14 protein-coding genes are annotated in these 14,870 nt (G+C 60.3%); 2 read left to right on the forward strand and 12 right to left on the reverse strand.

Features of this window, described 5'->3' with window-relative positions:
- Positions 1-150: 150 nt before the first annotated feature.
- On the forward strand, positions 151-723 hold the full coding sequence (locus ACTJKE_RS10065; protein WP_057252297.1) for an FG-GAP repeat protein: 573 nt from the start codon (positions 151-153) through the stop codon (positions 721-723).
- A 137-nt stretch (positions 724-860) separates the two neighbouring features.
- Positions 861-1,259 carry a DUF5680 domain-containing protein gene (locus ACTJKE_RS10070; RefSeq protein WP_440636692.1) on the forward strand — a complete coding sequence of 133 codons (399 nt, stop codon included), beginning with the start codon at positions 861-863 and terminating at the stop codon, positions 1,257-1,259.
- A gap of 136 nt (positions 1,260-1,395) precedes the next feature.
- On the opposite strand, the gene ACTJKE_RS10075 is transcribed toward ACTJKE_RS10070, so the two are convergent.
- The 12 genes from ACTJKE_RS10075 to ACTJKE_RS10130 form a co-directional block, all read right to left on the reverse strand.
- Positions 1,396-2,082 (reverse strand): ABC transporter ATP-binding protein, encoded by a 687-nt coding sequence (locus ACTJKE_RS10075; protein ID WP_057252300.1) that lies wholly within the window; start codon positions 2,080-2,082, stop codon positions 1,396-1,398.
- 16 nt (positions 2,083-2,098) lie between these two features.
- Entirely contained in the window at positions 2,099-3,409 is a 1,311-nt protein-coding gene (locus tag ACTJKE_RS10080; RefSeq protein ID WP_057252301.1) for a lipoprotein-releasing ABC transporter permease subunit, read from the reverse strand.
- Between the two features lie 19 nt (positions 3,410-3,428).
- The gene (gene proS, locus ACTJKE_RS10085) at positions 3,429-4,757 is read right to left on the reverse strand and encodes a proline--tRNA ligase (protein ID WP_112995495.1); all 1,329 of its coding nucleotides are present in this window, start codon (positions 4,755-4,757) and stop codon (positions 3,429-3,431) included.
- A gap of 752 nt (positions 4,758-5,509) precedes the next feature.
- A complete protein-coding gene (locus ACTJKE_RS10090) occupies positions 5,510-5,779 on the reverse strand; it encodes a DUF1467 family protein (protein ID WP_057252306.1) in 270 nt (89 codons plus the stop codon).
- 127 nt (positions 5,780-5,906) lie between these two features.
- A complete protein-coding gene (mce, locus tag ACTJKE_RS10095) occupies positions 5,907-6,311 on the reverse strand; it encodes a methylmalonyl-CoA epimerase (protein WP_058321489.1) in 405 nt (134 codons plus the stop codon).
- Between the two features lie 58 nt (positions 6,312-6,369).
- Entirely contained in the window at positions 6,370-8,037 is a 1,668-nt protein-coding gene (locus ACTJKE_RS10100; protein ID WP_058329350.1) for a ribonuclease J, read from the reverse strand.
- A gap of 26 nt (positions 8,038-8,063) precedes the next feature.
- A complete protein-coding gene (locus ACTJKE_RS10105) occupies positions 8,064-8,828 on the reverse strand; it encodes a biotin--[acetyl-CoA-carboxylase] ligase (protein WP_162728065.1) in 765 nt (254 codons plus the stop codon).
- Positions 8,828-10,270 carry an NADH-quinone oxidoreductase subunit NuoN gene (gene nuoN / locus ACTJKE_RS10110; RefSeq protein ID WP_057252312.1) on the reverse strand — a complete coding sequence of 481 codons (1,443 nt, stop codon included), beginning with the start codon at positions 10,268-10,270 and terminating at the stop codon, positions 8,828-8,830. The genes ACTJKE_RS10105 and nuoN overlap by 1 nt, the downstream gene beginning before the upstream one ends.
- Positions 10,271-10,289: 19 nt before the next feature.
- On the reverse strand, positions 10,290-11,801 hold the full coding sequence (locus ACTJKE_RS10115) for an NADH-quinone oxidoreductase subunit M (protein ID WP_057252314.1): 1,512 nt from the start codon (positions 11,799-11,801) through the stop codon (positions 10,290-10,292).
- A complete protein-coding gene (gene nuoL / locus ACTJKE_RS10120) occupies positions 11,801-13,795 on the reverse strand; it encodes an NADH-quinone oxidoreductase subunit L (protein ID WP_058321491.1) in 1,995 nt (664 codons plus the stop codon). Before nuoL ends, ACTJKE_RS10115 begins: the two co-directional genes overlap by 1 nt.
- A 7-nt stretch (positions 13,796-13,802) precedes the next feature.
- On the reverse strand, positions 13,803-14,111 hold the full coding sequence (gene nuoK, locus ACTJKE_RS10125; RefSeq protein ID WP_034803568.1) for an NADH-quinone oxidoreductase subunit NuoK: 309 nt from the start codon (positions 14,109-14,111) through the stop codon (positions 13,803-13,805).
- Between the two features lie 27 nt (positions 14,112-14,138).
- Positions 14,139-14,753: an NADH-quinone oxidoreductase subunit J gene (locus tag ACTJKE_RS10130; RefSeq protein ID WP_057252871.1), complete on the reverse strand. Its 615-nt coding sequence runs from the start codon at positions 14,751-14,753 to the stop codon at positions 14,139-14,141.
- Between the last annotated feature and the right edge of the window lie 117 nt (positions 14,754-14,870).

Here is a 14,870-nt window from a genome sequence, read left to right on the forward strand (position 1 = left end):
TCTATTTTTGTTCACGCGTCAAGCCGAGCACAGACGTTCTGTTGACGATGGTTAACACGGCAGTCGAATGCAGGTTAACTGCCAGGAAGCCGCTTGAGGAAAGCGCCGCGCCCGCATATCAAGAGGAACAACCAAGCGGAGCGTTCCGACATGCATGCACGCCTGATTCTGCCATTGCTGTTTCTGGTTCCGGCCGTCGCCTCCGCGGCCGAAACGATCGACCCTGCCCGCATCGTCTCCGCGGCGACCGGCGACTGGAACAAGGACGGTGACGCGGACCTCGCCCTGATCGTGCGCCCCGCAGATGGAAGCGACGATGACAACGGTGTCTATCTCTATCTGACCGGTGAGAATGGCGCTCTTGAGCTGAAGGCGGCGATCCCGAACAAGATTTGGGGCGACTTTGACTTTGCCGGACAGGCGCCGTGGGTCGAGGCGCTGCCGAGCGGTTCTTTGCTCATCTCCAGCCACAACGATTCCATCGGACGTGACCGCTGGGAACAGAAACTGACGGTCGCCTACCGCAATTTCGAGTTCGTGGTCGCCGGCTATACCTACTCATCCTACGATACACTCGATCTAGACAACACGTTGAAGTGCGACCTCAACGTTCTGACAGGCAAGGGCAAATCCAACGACAAGGCCATAGCCACCAAGGGCGAACTCGTCCTGCTCAAGGACTGGAACGACGATCGCGGCCAGAAGGCTTGCGGCGTTCAGTAATCAGGTGATTGTTCTCTATTTGTTCTTTACAACCAACACGGACCACGGCATCCTCGGCCAGAACATATGAGGAACCCACATGGCCGCGCTCGAACAAAATCGTCGAAGCCAAATCGAAAACCTATGTCGGCGGCGGCGTGCCGCGGCCTTCCTCTCGCCAAGGCTCCCATGACATCGGCTACGAAACGGGCAGTTGGCGCTATCTCGACAGCTATTACGGCGGAACCGATTTTGCAGGACAGGAAACGGTCTGGCAGGATGGCGAACCGCGCTGGGCGATGAACTACTTCGGCCGGATTATGCGCCCCGAGCTCATAACTGGAGAGAAGGCAGGTCTGGTCATCAAGGCTGCGCTACAGGCGATGTATCGTGAGAAGCGGCACTTCCTCGGCGGTATGGAGTTTCGGCATGCACATGGCTACTACATCGATAGCAGCCGCGGCGACACCGAACATTTTTCCGGCCGCGAGGTCATCTTCGTCGATGGCGAGGAAGCTTACGAACTCGACTATCGTGGCGGGCTGATCCGGCGTTAAAAGCGGCGCCAGAAGACGCGTACGCCGCGCCCAGGGCGGCGTGGGACGTGAACTGTGAGACGTTTCTTCCGCGCTGGCCAAAGACAGTGAGCGGCAACGGCGCTGGGCGATCAATGCGCCCGCTCGGCCGGTGCCATCAGTTCATCTCGACGACTTTGCCGTCCTCGATCGTCACGCGCCGATCCATCAGCCCGGCGAGTTCATGATTGTGCGTGGCGATCAGGGCCGCGAGACCCGACTGGCGCGCGAGCGCCTCAAGCGCTTCAAAGACATAGCCGGCGGTTTCCGGATCGAGATTGCCTGTCGGCTCGTCCGCAAGAAGCACGAGCGGCGCGTTGGCGACGGCGCGCGCGATCGCGACGCGCTGCTGCTCGCCGCCGGAGAGCTCCGTCGGGCGATGATCGGCACGGTGACCGATGCGCATGTAGTCGAGCAGCGCCCTTGCCCTATCGGCGGCCTCAGCCTTGGGCAAGCCGGCGATCAGCTGTGGCATCATGATGTTCTCAAGTGCCGAGAACTCGGGAAGCAGATGATGAAACTGGTAGACGAAGCCGATCTCGTTGCGGCGGATCGCCGTGCGCCGATCGTCGTTGAGGCCACCACAGGAGACGCCGTTGACCAGCACTTCGCCGCCATCCGGGCGCTCCAGCAGGCCGGCGACATGCAGGAGCGTCGACTTGCCGGTTCCCGAAGGCGCGACCAGCGCAACCGTCTCGCCACTTCTCAGGGTAAAATCCGCACCCTTGAGGATGGACAGGAACGTTTCGCCTTCCCCGTAGTGTCGCTCGACGCCGGAAAGCTGCAGTGCCACGCGCGCATTCATTCAGTTGATGTCCTTGTCATTCGTAACGCAGGGCCTGCACCGGATCGAGGCGCGAAGCACGCCAGGCCGGGAAGATTGTGGCGAGGAAGGAAAGGGTAAGTGCCATGACGATGACGAGCGCGGTCTCATCGGCATTCATGTCGGCCGGAAGCTGGCTCAGGAAATAGAGCTCTGGGCTGAAAAGTGTGGTTCCAGAGATCCAGGAGAAGAACTGCCGAATGGATTCGATGTTGAGGCAGACGACGACGCCGAGCGCCACGCCCGCGACCGTTCCCGCCGCGCCGATCGCGGCACCCGTCATGAAGAAGATGCGCATCACCGAGCCGGAGGTCGCGCCCATCGTTCTGAGAATCGCGATGTCGCTGCCCTTGTCCTTCACCAGCATGATCAGGCCGGAAATGATGTTCAGCGCGGCGACCAGCACGATCAGCGTCAGGATCATGAACATGACGTTGCGCTCGACTTCGAGCGCCGAGAAGAAGGTCTTGTTGCGGTCGCGCCAGTCGGTAATGAAGATCTGTCGTCCCGCGGCATCCTCGATCGGCTGGCGCAGTTCGTCGACGACATCAGGATGCTCGACGAAGATCTCGATCGACTGCGCAAGCCCCTCCGCGTTGAAGAAAAGCTGCGCCTCTTCAAGCGGCATGAAGATGATCGTCGAGTCGTATTCCGACATGCCGATCTCGTAGATCGCCGAGACGGTGTAAGCCTTGACGCGCGGATTCATGCCAAGCGGCGTCACGTCGCCATTGGGCGAGGTCAGCGTGATTGTTCCGCCGACGCGAATGCCGAGTTGCTCGGCCATGCGGGAGCCGATCGCGACACCGGAGCCGGAGGCAAAGCCGACCATGTCGCCGGACTGGATATGGTCGGAGACCGACTTCATCTTGCCGAGATCGTCGGCGCGGATGCCGCGCACCAGAGCACCAGTAGAACTGTCGCCGATGCCTTGCGCCAGAACCTGGCCCTCGACCAACGGGATTGCCATGGTGACGCCCTTGACGCCCGAGAACTTGGTCGCCAGCTCCGCATAGTTGTTGAGTGGCCCGTCGATCGGCTGCACGATCATGTGACCGTTGATGCCGAGAATGCGGGAAATGAGCTCGGTGCGGAACCCGTTCATCACGGCCATGACGATGATTAGCGTCGCAACGCCGAGCATGATGCCGATGAAGGAGAAGCCGGCGATAACCGAAATGAAGGCTTCCTTGCGCCTGGAACGCAGGTAGCGCCACGCCACCATGCGCTCAAAGGCGGAAAAGGGACGGCTGGAGGACTTTTCAGGCTGCGTTGCGGCCTGCACCTGATCTTCAGTCACGGCGGTCATCCTGCCTTCCCTCGCCTCTTCACTTCGTTGCTATCAGCTTGTTGATCGCAGCTTCGACGGTCATGGTCTCGCGCTCGCCGGTCTTGCGATCCTTGACCTCGACTTCGCCGTTGGCGATCGAACGCGGGCCGACGATGATCTGGACCGGGACACCGATCAGGTCCGCAGTCGCGAACTTTGCACCGGCGCGGTCGTCCGTGTCGTCGAGCAGTGTGTCGAATCCCGCCTTGCCGAGTTCGGAGTAGAGCGTCTCGCAGGCGCCGTCGCAAGCGGCATCGCCCGCTTTCATGTTGATGATGACGCCATCGAACGGCGAGATCGACTTCGGCCAGATGACGCCGTTGTCGTCATGCGACGCTTCGATGATCGCCGGCACGAGGCGGGTCGGGCCGATGCCGTAGGAGCCCATGTGCACGGCATGCTCCTTGCCGTCGGGGCCGAGAACCTTGGCGCCCATGGCTTCGGAATACTTGGTGCCAAAGTAGAAGATGTGGCCGACCTCAATGCCGCGGGCCGACAGGCGGTCGCCTTCGGCAACCGCATTGAAGGCGGCCTCGTCGTGCATTTCCGATGTTGCGGCGTAACGCGAGGTCCACTTGTCGAAGATCGCCTTCAGGCCGGCGACGTCCTCGAAGTTGGTTTCTTCGCCCGGAATATCGAAGCCGAGGAAATCCTTGTGGCAGTAGACTTCAGATTCGCCGGTGTCGGCGAGGATGATGAATTCGTGGCTGAGGTTACCGCCGATCGGGCCGGTGTCGGCACGCATCGGAATGGCGCGAAGACCCATGCGCGCAAACGTGCGCAAGTAGGCCGCGAACATGCGGTTATAGGCGTGTTCTGCCCCCTCGCGATCGAGATCGAAGGAATAGGCGTCCTTCATCAGGAACTCGCGCGAACGCATGGTGCCGAAGCGCGGACGGATCTCGTCGCGGAACTTCAGCTGGATATGGTAGAGGTTGAGCGGCAGGTCACGATAGGACTTCACGTAGGACCGGAAGACGTCCGTGATCATTTCCTCGTTCGTCGGGCCGTAAAGCATCGGCCGGTCCTGGCGATCCTTGATGCGCAGCATCTCCTTGCCATAGGCGTCGTAGCGGCCGCTTTCCTGCCAGAGCTCTGCGGACTGCAGCGTCGGCATCAAGAGTTCGATTGCGCCTGAGCGGTTCTGCTCTTCGCGGATGATCGCATTGACCTTGTCGAGAACCCGCTTGCCCAGTGGCAGCCAGGTATAGATGCCCGAGGACTGCTGCCGGATCATGCCGGTACGGAGCATGAGGCGGTGGGAAACGATTTCCGCTTCCTTAGGATTTTCCTTCAGGATGGGCATGAAAAAGCGGGACAGGCGCATGACGGGTTCCAGAACTTGATGAACGTCGCACTATCGGCGGATTCGGGCGAAATGACGTTGAGCTCGGGTGCCTTCTTCGCCGGTAGACTGGCAAGGGCGACCGTTGCTTCTCGGGGTCGAGCTCTCCATTATCCATCGCCGGCAAAGCCAACGTGAACCTTTATGAGCCTTGCGTTCATAGCTGCTTCGCAGGCGGAAGAAAACCCTACTCTCAGGCCATCGCCGGAAAGATCGGAGCCACTGATTTTGAGGGGAAAAGACCGGAAAAGCCTGCGTCAAAGAGCACGCTAGTAACAAGATTACGACAGGAGTTGTCAACGGGAATATTTTACCCAACTGTAGCAAAAATGCAAAAAAACAGGATGACACAGCTTAATGTTTGGGCTAATTTCGGCTCACAAAACAGGCATGAAGACTAAATTCTTGCCGACTTTCGCGGTCAAGTCTTGGGAGGATAAGATCTTAGGCGCGCCTCGTCGCTGCCGCCGGAAACGGATTAGGATCACGCGAAACTTGAAAAACAAGGCTTTTAGCCTTGTTTTTTTTTGCTTTTCTCGACTCCGTCGCGAGCACGAAGCAGGTGTAGAAATTGAACTATGTCAATTCGGCGGCGGTCAATCCTGCAATTGCGCTGGTTCCACCCACAGCATCGCGCGCGGCGTCATCATGACGCAGAAATCCAGCACTCGGCATCCTGAAAACTCTCCGATTGCCTTGCGGTTCGGCTCAGCCCATCCGCCTTGCCGAAATTCTCAATAGAATTTCGGGTAAAACCGCGGAATAGAATCGATCCCGTAGCCAAGTTTGACGGAGACGATATACCAGGCGAGTTGGATGACAGCCGCGATGGCCGTGGTCAAAAGCACGACCCGTTTCGCATTGAACTTGGCCGGCGCGCTTTCGACGCTTCCCGGGACGACGCTGTTTTCTTCCGCTTGCGTGCGCACTCCCAAGGGAAGAACGGCAAACAGCGTGATCCACCAAATGATGAAGTAAATAGCAAAAGTTGAAAACAGTGGCATTTCCGGCTCCCGGTGAAGGCGATCGACGCAACGACCGCAGGCCGTTTCGCCGCGACTTCCGCGACATTCTGTCCGCCTTATAGCGCCGCCTGCCCGATCAGACAAATGCGCATCGCGCGGTCAACTGTCACACCTCTTCGAGTTCGATCAGCGTACCCTGGAAATCCTTGGGGTGCAGGAAAAGCACCGGCTTGCCATGCGCACCGATTTTCGGCTCGCCGTCCCCCAGAACGCGAGCGCCGGCCGCACGCAGCGCGTCGCGCGCGGCGAGGATATTGTCCACCTCGTAGCAGATGTGATGCATCCCGCCCGAAGGGTTCTTCGCCAGGAAAGCGGCGATCGGCGAGGTCTCGCCGATCGGCTCCAACAGCTCGACCTTGGTGTTGGCCAGCGTGACGAACACCACGGTTACGCCGTGTTCCGGCAACGTCTGCGGCTCGGTGACGGATGCACCAAGCGTCGAGCGGTAGCTTTCGGCGGCGGAGGCAAGATCCGGCACGGCGATGGCGATATGGTTCACTCTTCCCAGCATTGCGATCCTCCCGCGTCCTGTACCGGCCCCGCTTACACTGCCGCGAGGCGACCGCCAATCAGACTTTGGTGACGAACACCGTCACAATCGGCTTCTTGCCCCACGTCTGGTTGGCTGTGCTGCGAACGGCGCGGCGCACCGCCTCCTGCAGCATGGCCAGATCCTTGCGCTTTGCCCGCGGAATGCTCTCGACCGCACCGAGGATCGCGTCATAGAGCGTATCCTCCATGTCTTCGCCCTCGTCATCGAATTCCGGCAGACCGATCGCAACGATGTCCGGGTCGCCAAGGAAATCGTAGCGGCCATCAAGAACGACGTTGACGGCGACGTGCCCTGCGAAGGAGAGCTTGCGGCGTTCGCCGATGCCCATCTCTTCGAAATCGCCGATGAGGTTGCCGTCCTTGTAGATGCGGCCATGCGGCGCTTCGTCGATGACCTCGGCCGGGCCTGGTGCAAGACGCAGCATTTGACCGTTCCGAAGGCGCGGAACGCTGGCGATGCCCGACTGCTGACCAAGTTCGGCATGGGCCGTCAGATGCGCGGCTTCGCCATGAACCGGAACGAGAATCTGCGGGCGCAGCCATTGATACATCTGCTGCAGCTCGGTGCGGCGCGGGTGACCGGACACATGCACCAGCGCCTCACTGTCGGTGATGATGTGTATGCCTTGCTCGACCAGGCCATTCTTGATGTCGTTGATCGCCTTCTCGTTGCCGGGGATGGTGCGCGAGGAGAAAACGACCGTATCGCCGGCGGAAAAAGCCACGTTGCGCATCTCGTCGCGGGCAATCTTGGCGAGTGCTGCCCGAGGCTCACCCTGGCTACCGGTCAGGATGACCACGACCTTGTCGCGCGGCACGTAGCCGAACTCGTCTTCGGCAAGGAAAGGCTTGATCCCTTCCATCAGGCCGAGATCCGCGGCCACGGCGACGACCCGCTTCATCGAACTGCCGAGCAGCAGCACATCCCTGCCCGCCTCTTCCGCCGCCTCGGCGATCGAGCGAATGCGCCCGACATTCGAGGAGAAAGTCGTTATCGCGACCCGGCCCTCGGCGTTGGCGATGATCTTCGTCAGGCTCTCGGAGACTTCCTGTTCCGACGGCGAAACACCATCACGCATAGCATTGGTGGAATCGCAGATAAGCGCCAAGACGCCTTCGTCACCAATCTGGCGGAAGCGCGTCTCGTCGGTCAGGGGCCCAAGCGACGGATGCAGGTCGATCTTCCAGTCGCCGGTGTGAACGACAGTGCCGACCGGCGTGCGGATGATCAGCGACATCGGCTCGGGGATCGAATGGTTGACACCGACCGCCTCGATCTCGAACGGGCCAACATTGATGCGGTCGCCCTGTTTGAAGATCGTCACCGGGATCTCACTGCGGCTTCTCTCGAAATCGCGCTTGGCTTCCAGCATGCCTGCCGTGAACGGCGAGGCATAGACCGGAACGTTGAGGCCCGGCCAGAGATCGTTCAGGCCGCCATAATGGTCCTCGTGGGCGTGGGTAATGATGATGCCCTTGAGATTGCGGCGCTCTTCCGCCAGGAAGCTGATATCTGCGAGAACCAGATCCACGCCCGGAAGGTCCGGCCCCGGAAAGGTGACGCCGCAATCGACCATGATCCACTGGCGGCTTCCGGGCCGCCCGTAGCCGTATAGGCCAAGATTCATGCCGATTTCGCCGACGCCGCCAAGCGGCAAGAACACCAGTTCTTCGTCTTGCGCCATATTGTAACGCGCCCTTGTTCTAGGAATTATCCGAAAAATACGTCGCCGGCGGCAATCGCGTGCATCGTGCCTGACCCGGTATCGAGCATCAACCGCCCGGTCTCATCAATACCGGCAAAGCGGCCCGAAAGCGACCGGTCCGGCAGGTTCACAGTTATCGTCTCACCGATGCCGCGGGCGGCCGACCGCCACTGCTCGATGGTCTTTGCAATACCCGCGCCGCGCTCCCACACCGACAACGTCTCCGCCATCGTCATGAACAGCCGCGCGAAAAGTTCGTCCGGAGAAACCGACGCACCTTCACTCCTCAACGAGGTCACGGGATAGAGGGCCTCGTCCGGCTGGACGGCAATGTTGATGCCACAGCCAATGACCAGTGCCTGGCGCCCATCTGCAAGCGCCTCACCCTCGAGCAGGATGCCGCAGGTCTTTTTGCCGTCGATGAGAATATCGTTCGGCCATTTGATCTCGACCGGTGCAGCGCCCGGCGGCATCACCTGGCGGATTGCCCGGTGCACGGCAACAGCAACCGCGAGCGGCAGGGAATGCAAATGCTCGATCGGCGCCGGATCAATCAGGAGAAGCGATGCGTAGAGATTGCCGGGTTCTGAAAACCAGGCGCGGCCGCGGCGTCCCCGGCCACCGGTCTGCCTGACAGCCGTGACCCAGAGATTGCCCGGGTCGCCCTGGCGCGCACGCGCCAGGCATTCGCTGTTTGTCGATCCGACCGCATCGAGAGCGACGTGCCGGAAATCGTCGGGCGATATCCGGCCGCCGCTTTCAAGGGCGATCAAAAGAAGGTCCGCGCCGCGGCCTCGGCAGCGCTTCCAAGCGGACCGCCGATCAGGACGTATCCAAGGACGAACAGACCCGAGAGACCGAACACCAGTTTCAGTTCGCCAGCCGTACGGGCGAACTCGCCCTTGGCATCATCGAACCACATCACCTTGATGACGCGCAGGTAGTAATAGGCGCCGACAACGGATGCGAGGACGCCGATGATGGCGAGTGCATAGAGCTGCGCTTCGATTGCGGCCATGAACACGAAGTACTTCCCGAAGAAGCCTGCCATCGGCGGAATGCCGGCGAGCGAGAACATCAGGACGGTCAGTACGGTCGCCATGAAGGGGTTCGTCTGCGAGAGACCAGCGAGGTCGTCGACGTTTTCAACGTTTTCGCCTTCCTTGCGCCGCATCGCCAGGATGCAGGCGAAGGTGCCGAGCGTCATGACCATGTAAATGAGCATGTAGAGCAGCACGCCGCGAACGCCCGCCATCGAGCCGGCAGCAAGGCCGACCAGCGCGTAGCCCATGTGGCCGATCGAGGAATAAGCCATCAGACGCTTGATGTTCTTCTGGCCGATCGCCGCGAAGGAACCGAGCAGCATCGAAGCGATCGAGATGAAGACGATGATCTGCTGCCAGTCGGCAACGACGGGTTCAAAGGCATTGATGACGATACGCACAAGGATCGCCATGGCCGCAACCTTCGGCGCTGCCGCGAAGAAGGCGGTGACCGGCGTCGGCGCACCTTCGTAAACATCAGGCGTCCACATGTGGAACGGCACGGCCGAGATCTTGAAGGCGAGACCGGCGAGCACGAAGACGAGACCGAAGATCAGGCCGAGCGAACGTCCCTCCGCCGTCAGTGCAGCGGCGATCTGGGTAAAGCCGGTGTGGCCAGTGAAGCCGTAGATCAGCGACATGCCATAGAGCAGCATGCCCGAGGAAAGCGCACCGAGCACGAAGTACTTGAGGCCGGCCTCGGTCGAGCGAATGCTGTCGCGGTTGATCGCAGCGACGACGTAGAGCGCCAGCGACTGCAGTTCCAGCGAGAGGTACAGCGACATCAGGTCGTTGGCCGAGATCATCAACAGCATGCCGAGCGTTGCCAGCACCAGAAGCACCGGGAACTCGAAGCGATCAATCTGGGCGGAACGCGCGTGACCGACTGTCATCACCAGTGCCGTGATCGAACCGATCAACGCCAGCACCTTCATGAACTTGGCGAAGGGATCCGACAGGAAGGCGCCGCCATAGGCCGAGCCTTCGCCGGTCTTTAGCACGAGCCAGAGACCGGCGATGATCAGAACGGCAACCGCAAGGCCGGTGACCGTCGACGCCGATTTTTCGCCGGCAAACACGCCGATCATCAGCAATGCCATCGCGCCGACCGCGAGGATCAACTCGGGGATCGAGAGTTGCAGGCTTGCAAGGAGGGTTTCAGCAGTCATGTCCAATCACGTCCTGTGGTCATTGCACCGAAAGCGCAACGTTTTGCGCTGCCTGCAGGGCTGCGGAGTAGTTGTTGACGAGCAGATCCACGGAAGCCGCGGTTGCATCGAAGATCGGTGCCGGATAGACGCCGAAAAAGATCGTCAGGATCACCAGCGGATAGAGGATCGCCTTTTCACGACCGGAAAGATCGAGCAGAGACTTCAGGCTTTCCTTCTCCAGCGCACCGAAGATCACTCGTCGGTAGAGCCAGAGCGCATAGGCGGCCGAAAGGATCACACCGGACGTGGCGAAGAGCGCCACCCAGGTGTTGGCGCGGAAGGCGCCGACCAAGGTCAGCACTTCACCGACGAAGCTAGACGTGCCCGGCAAGCCAACATTGGCCATGGTGAACACCATGAAGGCGACGGCGTATTTCGGCATATTGTTGACGAGACCGCCATAGGCCGCGATCTCGCGGGTGTGCAAACGGTCATAGACGACGCCGACGCAAAGGAAGAGTGCGCCGGAGACGATGCCGTGCGACAGCATCTGGAAGATCGCGCCCTGAACGCCCTGAACATTGGCGGCGAAGATGCCCATCGTCACATAGCCCATGTGCGCCACCGACGAATAGGCGATCAGCTTCTTGATGTCGGTCTGCATCATCGCGACCAGCGAAGTGTAGATGATGGCAACGACCGAGAGCGTGAAGACGAACGGAGCGAAATAGTCGGATGCCAGCGGGAACATCGGCAGCGAGAAGCGCAGGAAGCCGTAGCCGCCGAGCTTCAGGAGAATGCCCGCCAGGATAACGGATCCCGCCGTCGGCGCCTGAACGTGCGCGTCCGGAAGCCAGGTGTGAACCGGCCACATCGGCATCTTCACCGCGAAGGAGGCGAAGAAGGCCAGCCACAACCAGGTCTGCATCTGGCGCGGGAAGTTGTAGGCGAGCAGCTGCGTGATGTCGGTGGTACCGGCCTGCCAGTACATCGCCATGATCGCGAGCAGCATCAGCACCGAGCCGAGCAGCGTGTAGAGGAAGAACTTGTAGCTGGCGTAAACGCGGTCCTTGCCACCCCAGACGCCGATGATGAGGAACATCGGGATCAGGCCAGCTTCGAAGAACACGTAGAACAGCACGATATCGAGCGACACGAAGACGCCGATCATGAACGTTTCCAAGACCAGAAACGCGATCATGTATGCCTTGAGACGCTTCTCGATCGACAGCCAGCTTGCGAGCACGCAGAACGGCATGAGGAAGGCCGAGAGCACGACGAAGAGCACCGAGATGCCATCGACTCCGAGATGGTAGGAAATGCCGGTGCCGAGCCACTCGTGCTTTTCGAGCATCTGGAAGCCGGGGTTCGACGCGTCGAACTGGTACCAGATGTAGACCGACACCGCGAAGGTGAAGATCGTCGTCAGCAGCGAAACGTTCAGGATGTTCCGGCGGCCGTAGGCGCTGTCTTCCCTGACAAGCAAGAGAAGCAGTACGCCGACGAGCGGCATGAAGGTGACCGCGGAAAGTACGGGCCAATCGGTCATCAGAAGGAACTCCTGAACATCATCCAAGTAACAAGCGCGGCAATGCCGATCAGCATCGCGAACGCGTAGTGATAGAGGTAACCAGTCTGCAGGCGGACAACGCGGTCAGTAACGTTGAGCACACGTGCGGCAATGCCGTTCGGGCCGTAGCCATCGATCACGCGACCGTCGCCTTCCTTCCAGAGGAAGGTGCCGAGCCACTTGGCCGAGCGCACGAACAGCAGGTCGTAGAGCTCGTCGAAGTACCACTTGTTGAGCAGGAACTGGTAGAGGCCACGGTGCTGGTCTGCCAGATACTTCGGCAGTTCCGGCCGGCGGATATACATGTACCAGGCGGTGAAGAGGCCGAGCGCCATGGCGCAGAACGGGCTCCACTTAACCCACAGCGGTACGTGGTGGTACTCATGCAGGACTTCGTTTTCAGCCGATGTGAACAGCGCACCCTTCCAGAACTCGGCATAGCCTTCGCCGAAGAAGTGGTCGTGGAAGAGGAAACCCGCGATCAGTGCGCCGGCGGCGAGAATGTAGAGCGGCACCAGCATGACCTGCGGCGACTCGTGCACGTGATGCATGACATCCGACGACGCACGGGGCTTGCCGTGGAACGTCATGAAGGCCAGGCGCCACGAATAGAAGCTGGTGAAGAGCGCGGCGACCACCAGCAGGGCGAAGGCGAAACCGGATACCGAGCTGTGCGCGGCAAACGTCGACTCGATGATCGCGTCCTTCGAGAAGAAGCCAGCCGTACCGAAGAGCGTACCGGGAATACCGACACCGGTCAGCGCGATCGTACCGATGAACATCATCCAGTAGGTGACCGGGATGTGCTTCCTGAGGCCACCCATGTAGCGCATGTCCTGCTCGCCATCGACGGCGTGAATGACCGAACCGGCACCCAAGAACAGGAGAGCCTTGAAGAAGGCGTGCGTGAACAGGTGGAAGATCGCTGCGCCATAGGCGCCGACGCCGAGCGCCACAAACATGTAGCCGAGCTGCGAGCAGGTCGAGTAGGCGATGACGCGCTTGATGTCGTTCTGAACGAGACCGACGGTCGCGGCGAAGAAGGCGGTGATGGCACCGATGATCGTCACGACGGTCAGTGCGTCCGGCGACAGTTCGAAGAGCGGCGACATGCGGGCGACGAGGAAGACGCCGGCGGTAACCATGGTTGCGGCATGGATAAGTGCCGAAACCGGAGTCGGGCCTTCCATGGCATCCGGAAGCCAGGTGTGCAGCAGGAACTGCGCCGACTTACCCATCGCGCCCATGAAGAGCAGAAGGCAGGCCGCAGTGATCGCGTCAGCCTTGTCAAGGTGCATGCCGAACAGGGTGACAACCGCCTCCCCTGCTGCAGCGCCTTCGGCCGGCAGGTAGGTCTGGGCGGCGGCGAAGATCGTCTCGAAGTTGACCGAGCCGAACAGCACGAAGACGAGGAAGATGCCGAGCGAGAAGCCGAAGTCGCCGACGCGGTTGACGATGAAGGCCTTCATCGCGGCAGCATTCGCCGACGGCTTCTTGTACCAGAAGCCGATGAGCAGGTAGGACGCGAGACCCACACCTTCCCAGCCGAAGAACATCTGCACCAGATTGTCCGACGTGATGAGCATCAGCATCGCGAAGGTGAAGAGCGACAGATAGGCAAAGAAGCGCGGACGATGCGGATCGTGGTGCATGTATCCGATCGAATAGACATGCACGAGCGTCGACACCGTGTTGACGACGACGAACATGACCGATGTCAGCGTATCGACGCGGAACGCCCATTCGACATCGAAGCTGCCGGATTGGATCCAGCGCAGCACCGAAACCTTGATCATCTCCTGGTGGCCCAAGGCGACGTCGAAGAAGACGTACCAGGACAGCGCAGCGGCGATGATCATCAGACCGCTTGTCACATATTCCGATGCCTTGGCGCCGATCGAAGTACCGAAGAGGCCGGCGATCAGAAAGCCGATCAAAGGCAGGAAGACGATAGCCTTGATGATGGTATCCATAGCCCAATCAGCCCTTCATCATGTTGACGTCTTCAACAGCGATCGAGCCGCGGTTGCGGTAGAAGACGACGAGAATTGCAAGTCCGATAGCCGCTTCCGCAGCCGCGACGGTCAGGATGAACAGGGCGAAGACCTGGCCAGTGATGTCGTTCAGGAACGCCGAGAAAGCGACCATGTTGATGTTGACCGCGAGAAGAATGAGTTCGACCGACATCAGGATAACGATGACGTTCTTCCGGTTCAGGAAGATGCCAAAGACGCCCAGCGTGAACAGGATGGCGCTGACGGTGAGATAGTGGGAAATTCCGATTTCCATTTTATGTTCCTCGATCTCGCGTCCGACTTAGATGCCCTGGCCCGGCTTGACCGTGACCACTTCGACGGCGGTCTCGGGCGTACGGGCAACCTGCTGCGGGATATTCTGGCGCTTGATGTTTTCGCGGTGGCGCAGGGTCAGCACGATGGCGCCGATCATGGCGACGAGCAGCACAAGGCCAGCGATCTGGAAGAAGTAGACGTAGTGCGTATAGAGCACGTCGCCGAGGGCAGCCGTGTTCGTGCGCTCCGTGACGGCCGGGATCGGCATCGAAATCGCCTTGGCGATCTCAGGCGAGAATGTTGCGCCGCCGACCACGATGATAAGCTCGGCAGCCAGGATCAGGCCGATCAGCGCGCCGATCGGCGCGTATTCGAGCACGCCCGCCCGCAATTCCGCGAAGTCGATGTCGAGCATCATGACGACGAACAGGAACAGCACCGCGACCGCACCGACATAGACGACCAGCAGGATCATCGCGAGGAATTCGGCGCCGGTCAGCAGGAACAGGCCTGCCGAGTTAAAGAAGGTCAGGATCAGGAACAGAACCGAATAAACCGGGTTCCTGGCCGCAATGACCATAAATGCCGACGCCACCGCGATGAAGGCAAAGAGATAGAAAAAAAGAACCTGCAGACCCATGATCGGTGCCTTCTTCGTCTTGCACGGCGTGAGGCGCTTCAGGCCCCACTCCACAGGCAAAGCCGGACACGCGTCCGGCCGTTGCCCAAACCTATGTCACATGCACCGCCCTCCCCG

Source organism: Ensifer sp. 22521 (assembly GCF_052044795.1).
Taxonomy (GTDB): Bacteria; Pseudomonadota; Alphaproteobacteria; order Rhizobiales; family Rhizobiaceae; genus Ensifer.

What these genes read in the sequence shown, in the direction of transcription:
- mce (WP_058321489.1), bottom strand. Translation starts at nt 6,311, where the DNA reads ATGCTGGGAAGAGTGAACCATATCGCCATCGCCGTGCCGGATCTTGCC.
- ACTJKE_RS10100 (WP_058329350.1), bottom strand. Translation starts at nt 8,037, where the DNA reads ATGGCGCAAGACGAAGAACTGGTGTTCTTGCCGCTTGGCGGCGTCGGC.
- ACTJKE_RS10065 (WP_057252297.1), top strand. Translation starts at nt 151, where the DNA reads ATGCATGCACGCCTGATTCTGCCATTGCTGTTTCTGGTTCCGGCCGTC.
- nuoL (WP_058321491.1), bottom strand. Translation starts at nt 13,795, where the DNA reads ATGGATACCATCATCAAGGCTATCGTCTTCCTGCCTTTGATCGGCTTT.
- nuoK (WP_034803568.1), bottom strand. Translation starts at nt 14,111, where the DNA reads ATGGAAATCGGAATTTCCCACTATCTCACCGTCAGCGCCATCCTGTTC.
- ACTJKE_RS10090 (WP_057252306.1), bottom strand. Translation starts at nt 5,779, where the DNA reads ATGCCACTGTTTTCAACTTTTGCTATTTACTTCATCATTTGGTGGATC.
- ACTJKE_RS10080 (WP_057252301.1), bottom strand. Translation starts at nt 3,409, where the DNA reads ATGACCGCCGTGACTGAAGATCAGGTGCAGGCCGCAACGCAGCCTGAA.
- proS (WP_112995495.1), bottom strand. Translation starts at nt 4,757, where the DNA reads ATGCGCCTGTCCCGCTTTTTCATGCCCATCCTGAAGGAAAATCCTAAG.
- ACTJKE_RS10115 (WP_057252314.1), bottom strand. Translation starts at nt 11,801, where the DNA reads ATGACCGATTGGCCCGTACTTTCCGCGGTCACCTTCATGCCGCTCGTC.
- nuoN (WP_057252312.1), bottom strand. Translation starts at nt 10,270, where the DNA reads ATGACTGCTGAAACCCTCCTTGCAAGCCTGCAACTCTCGATCCCCGAG.
- ACTJKE_RS10075 (WP_057252300.1), bottom strand. Translation starts at nt 2,082, where the DNA reads ATGAATGCGCGCGTGGCACTGCAGCTTTCCGGCGTCGAGCGACACTAC.
- ACTJKE_RS10130 (WP_057252871.1), bottom strand. Translation starts at nt 14,753, where the DNA reads ATGGGTCTGCAGGTTCTTTTTTTCTATCTCTTTGCCTTCATCGCGGTG.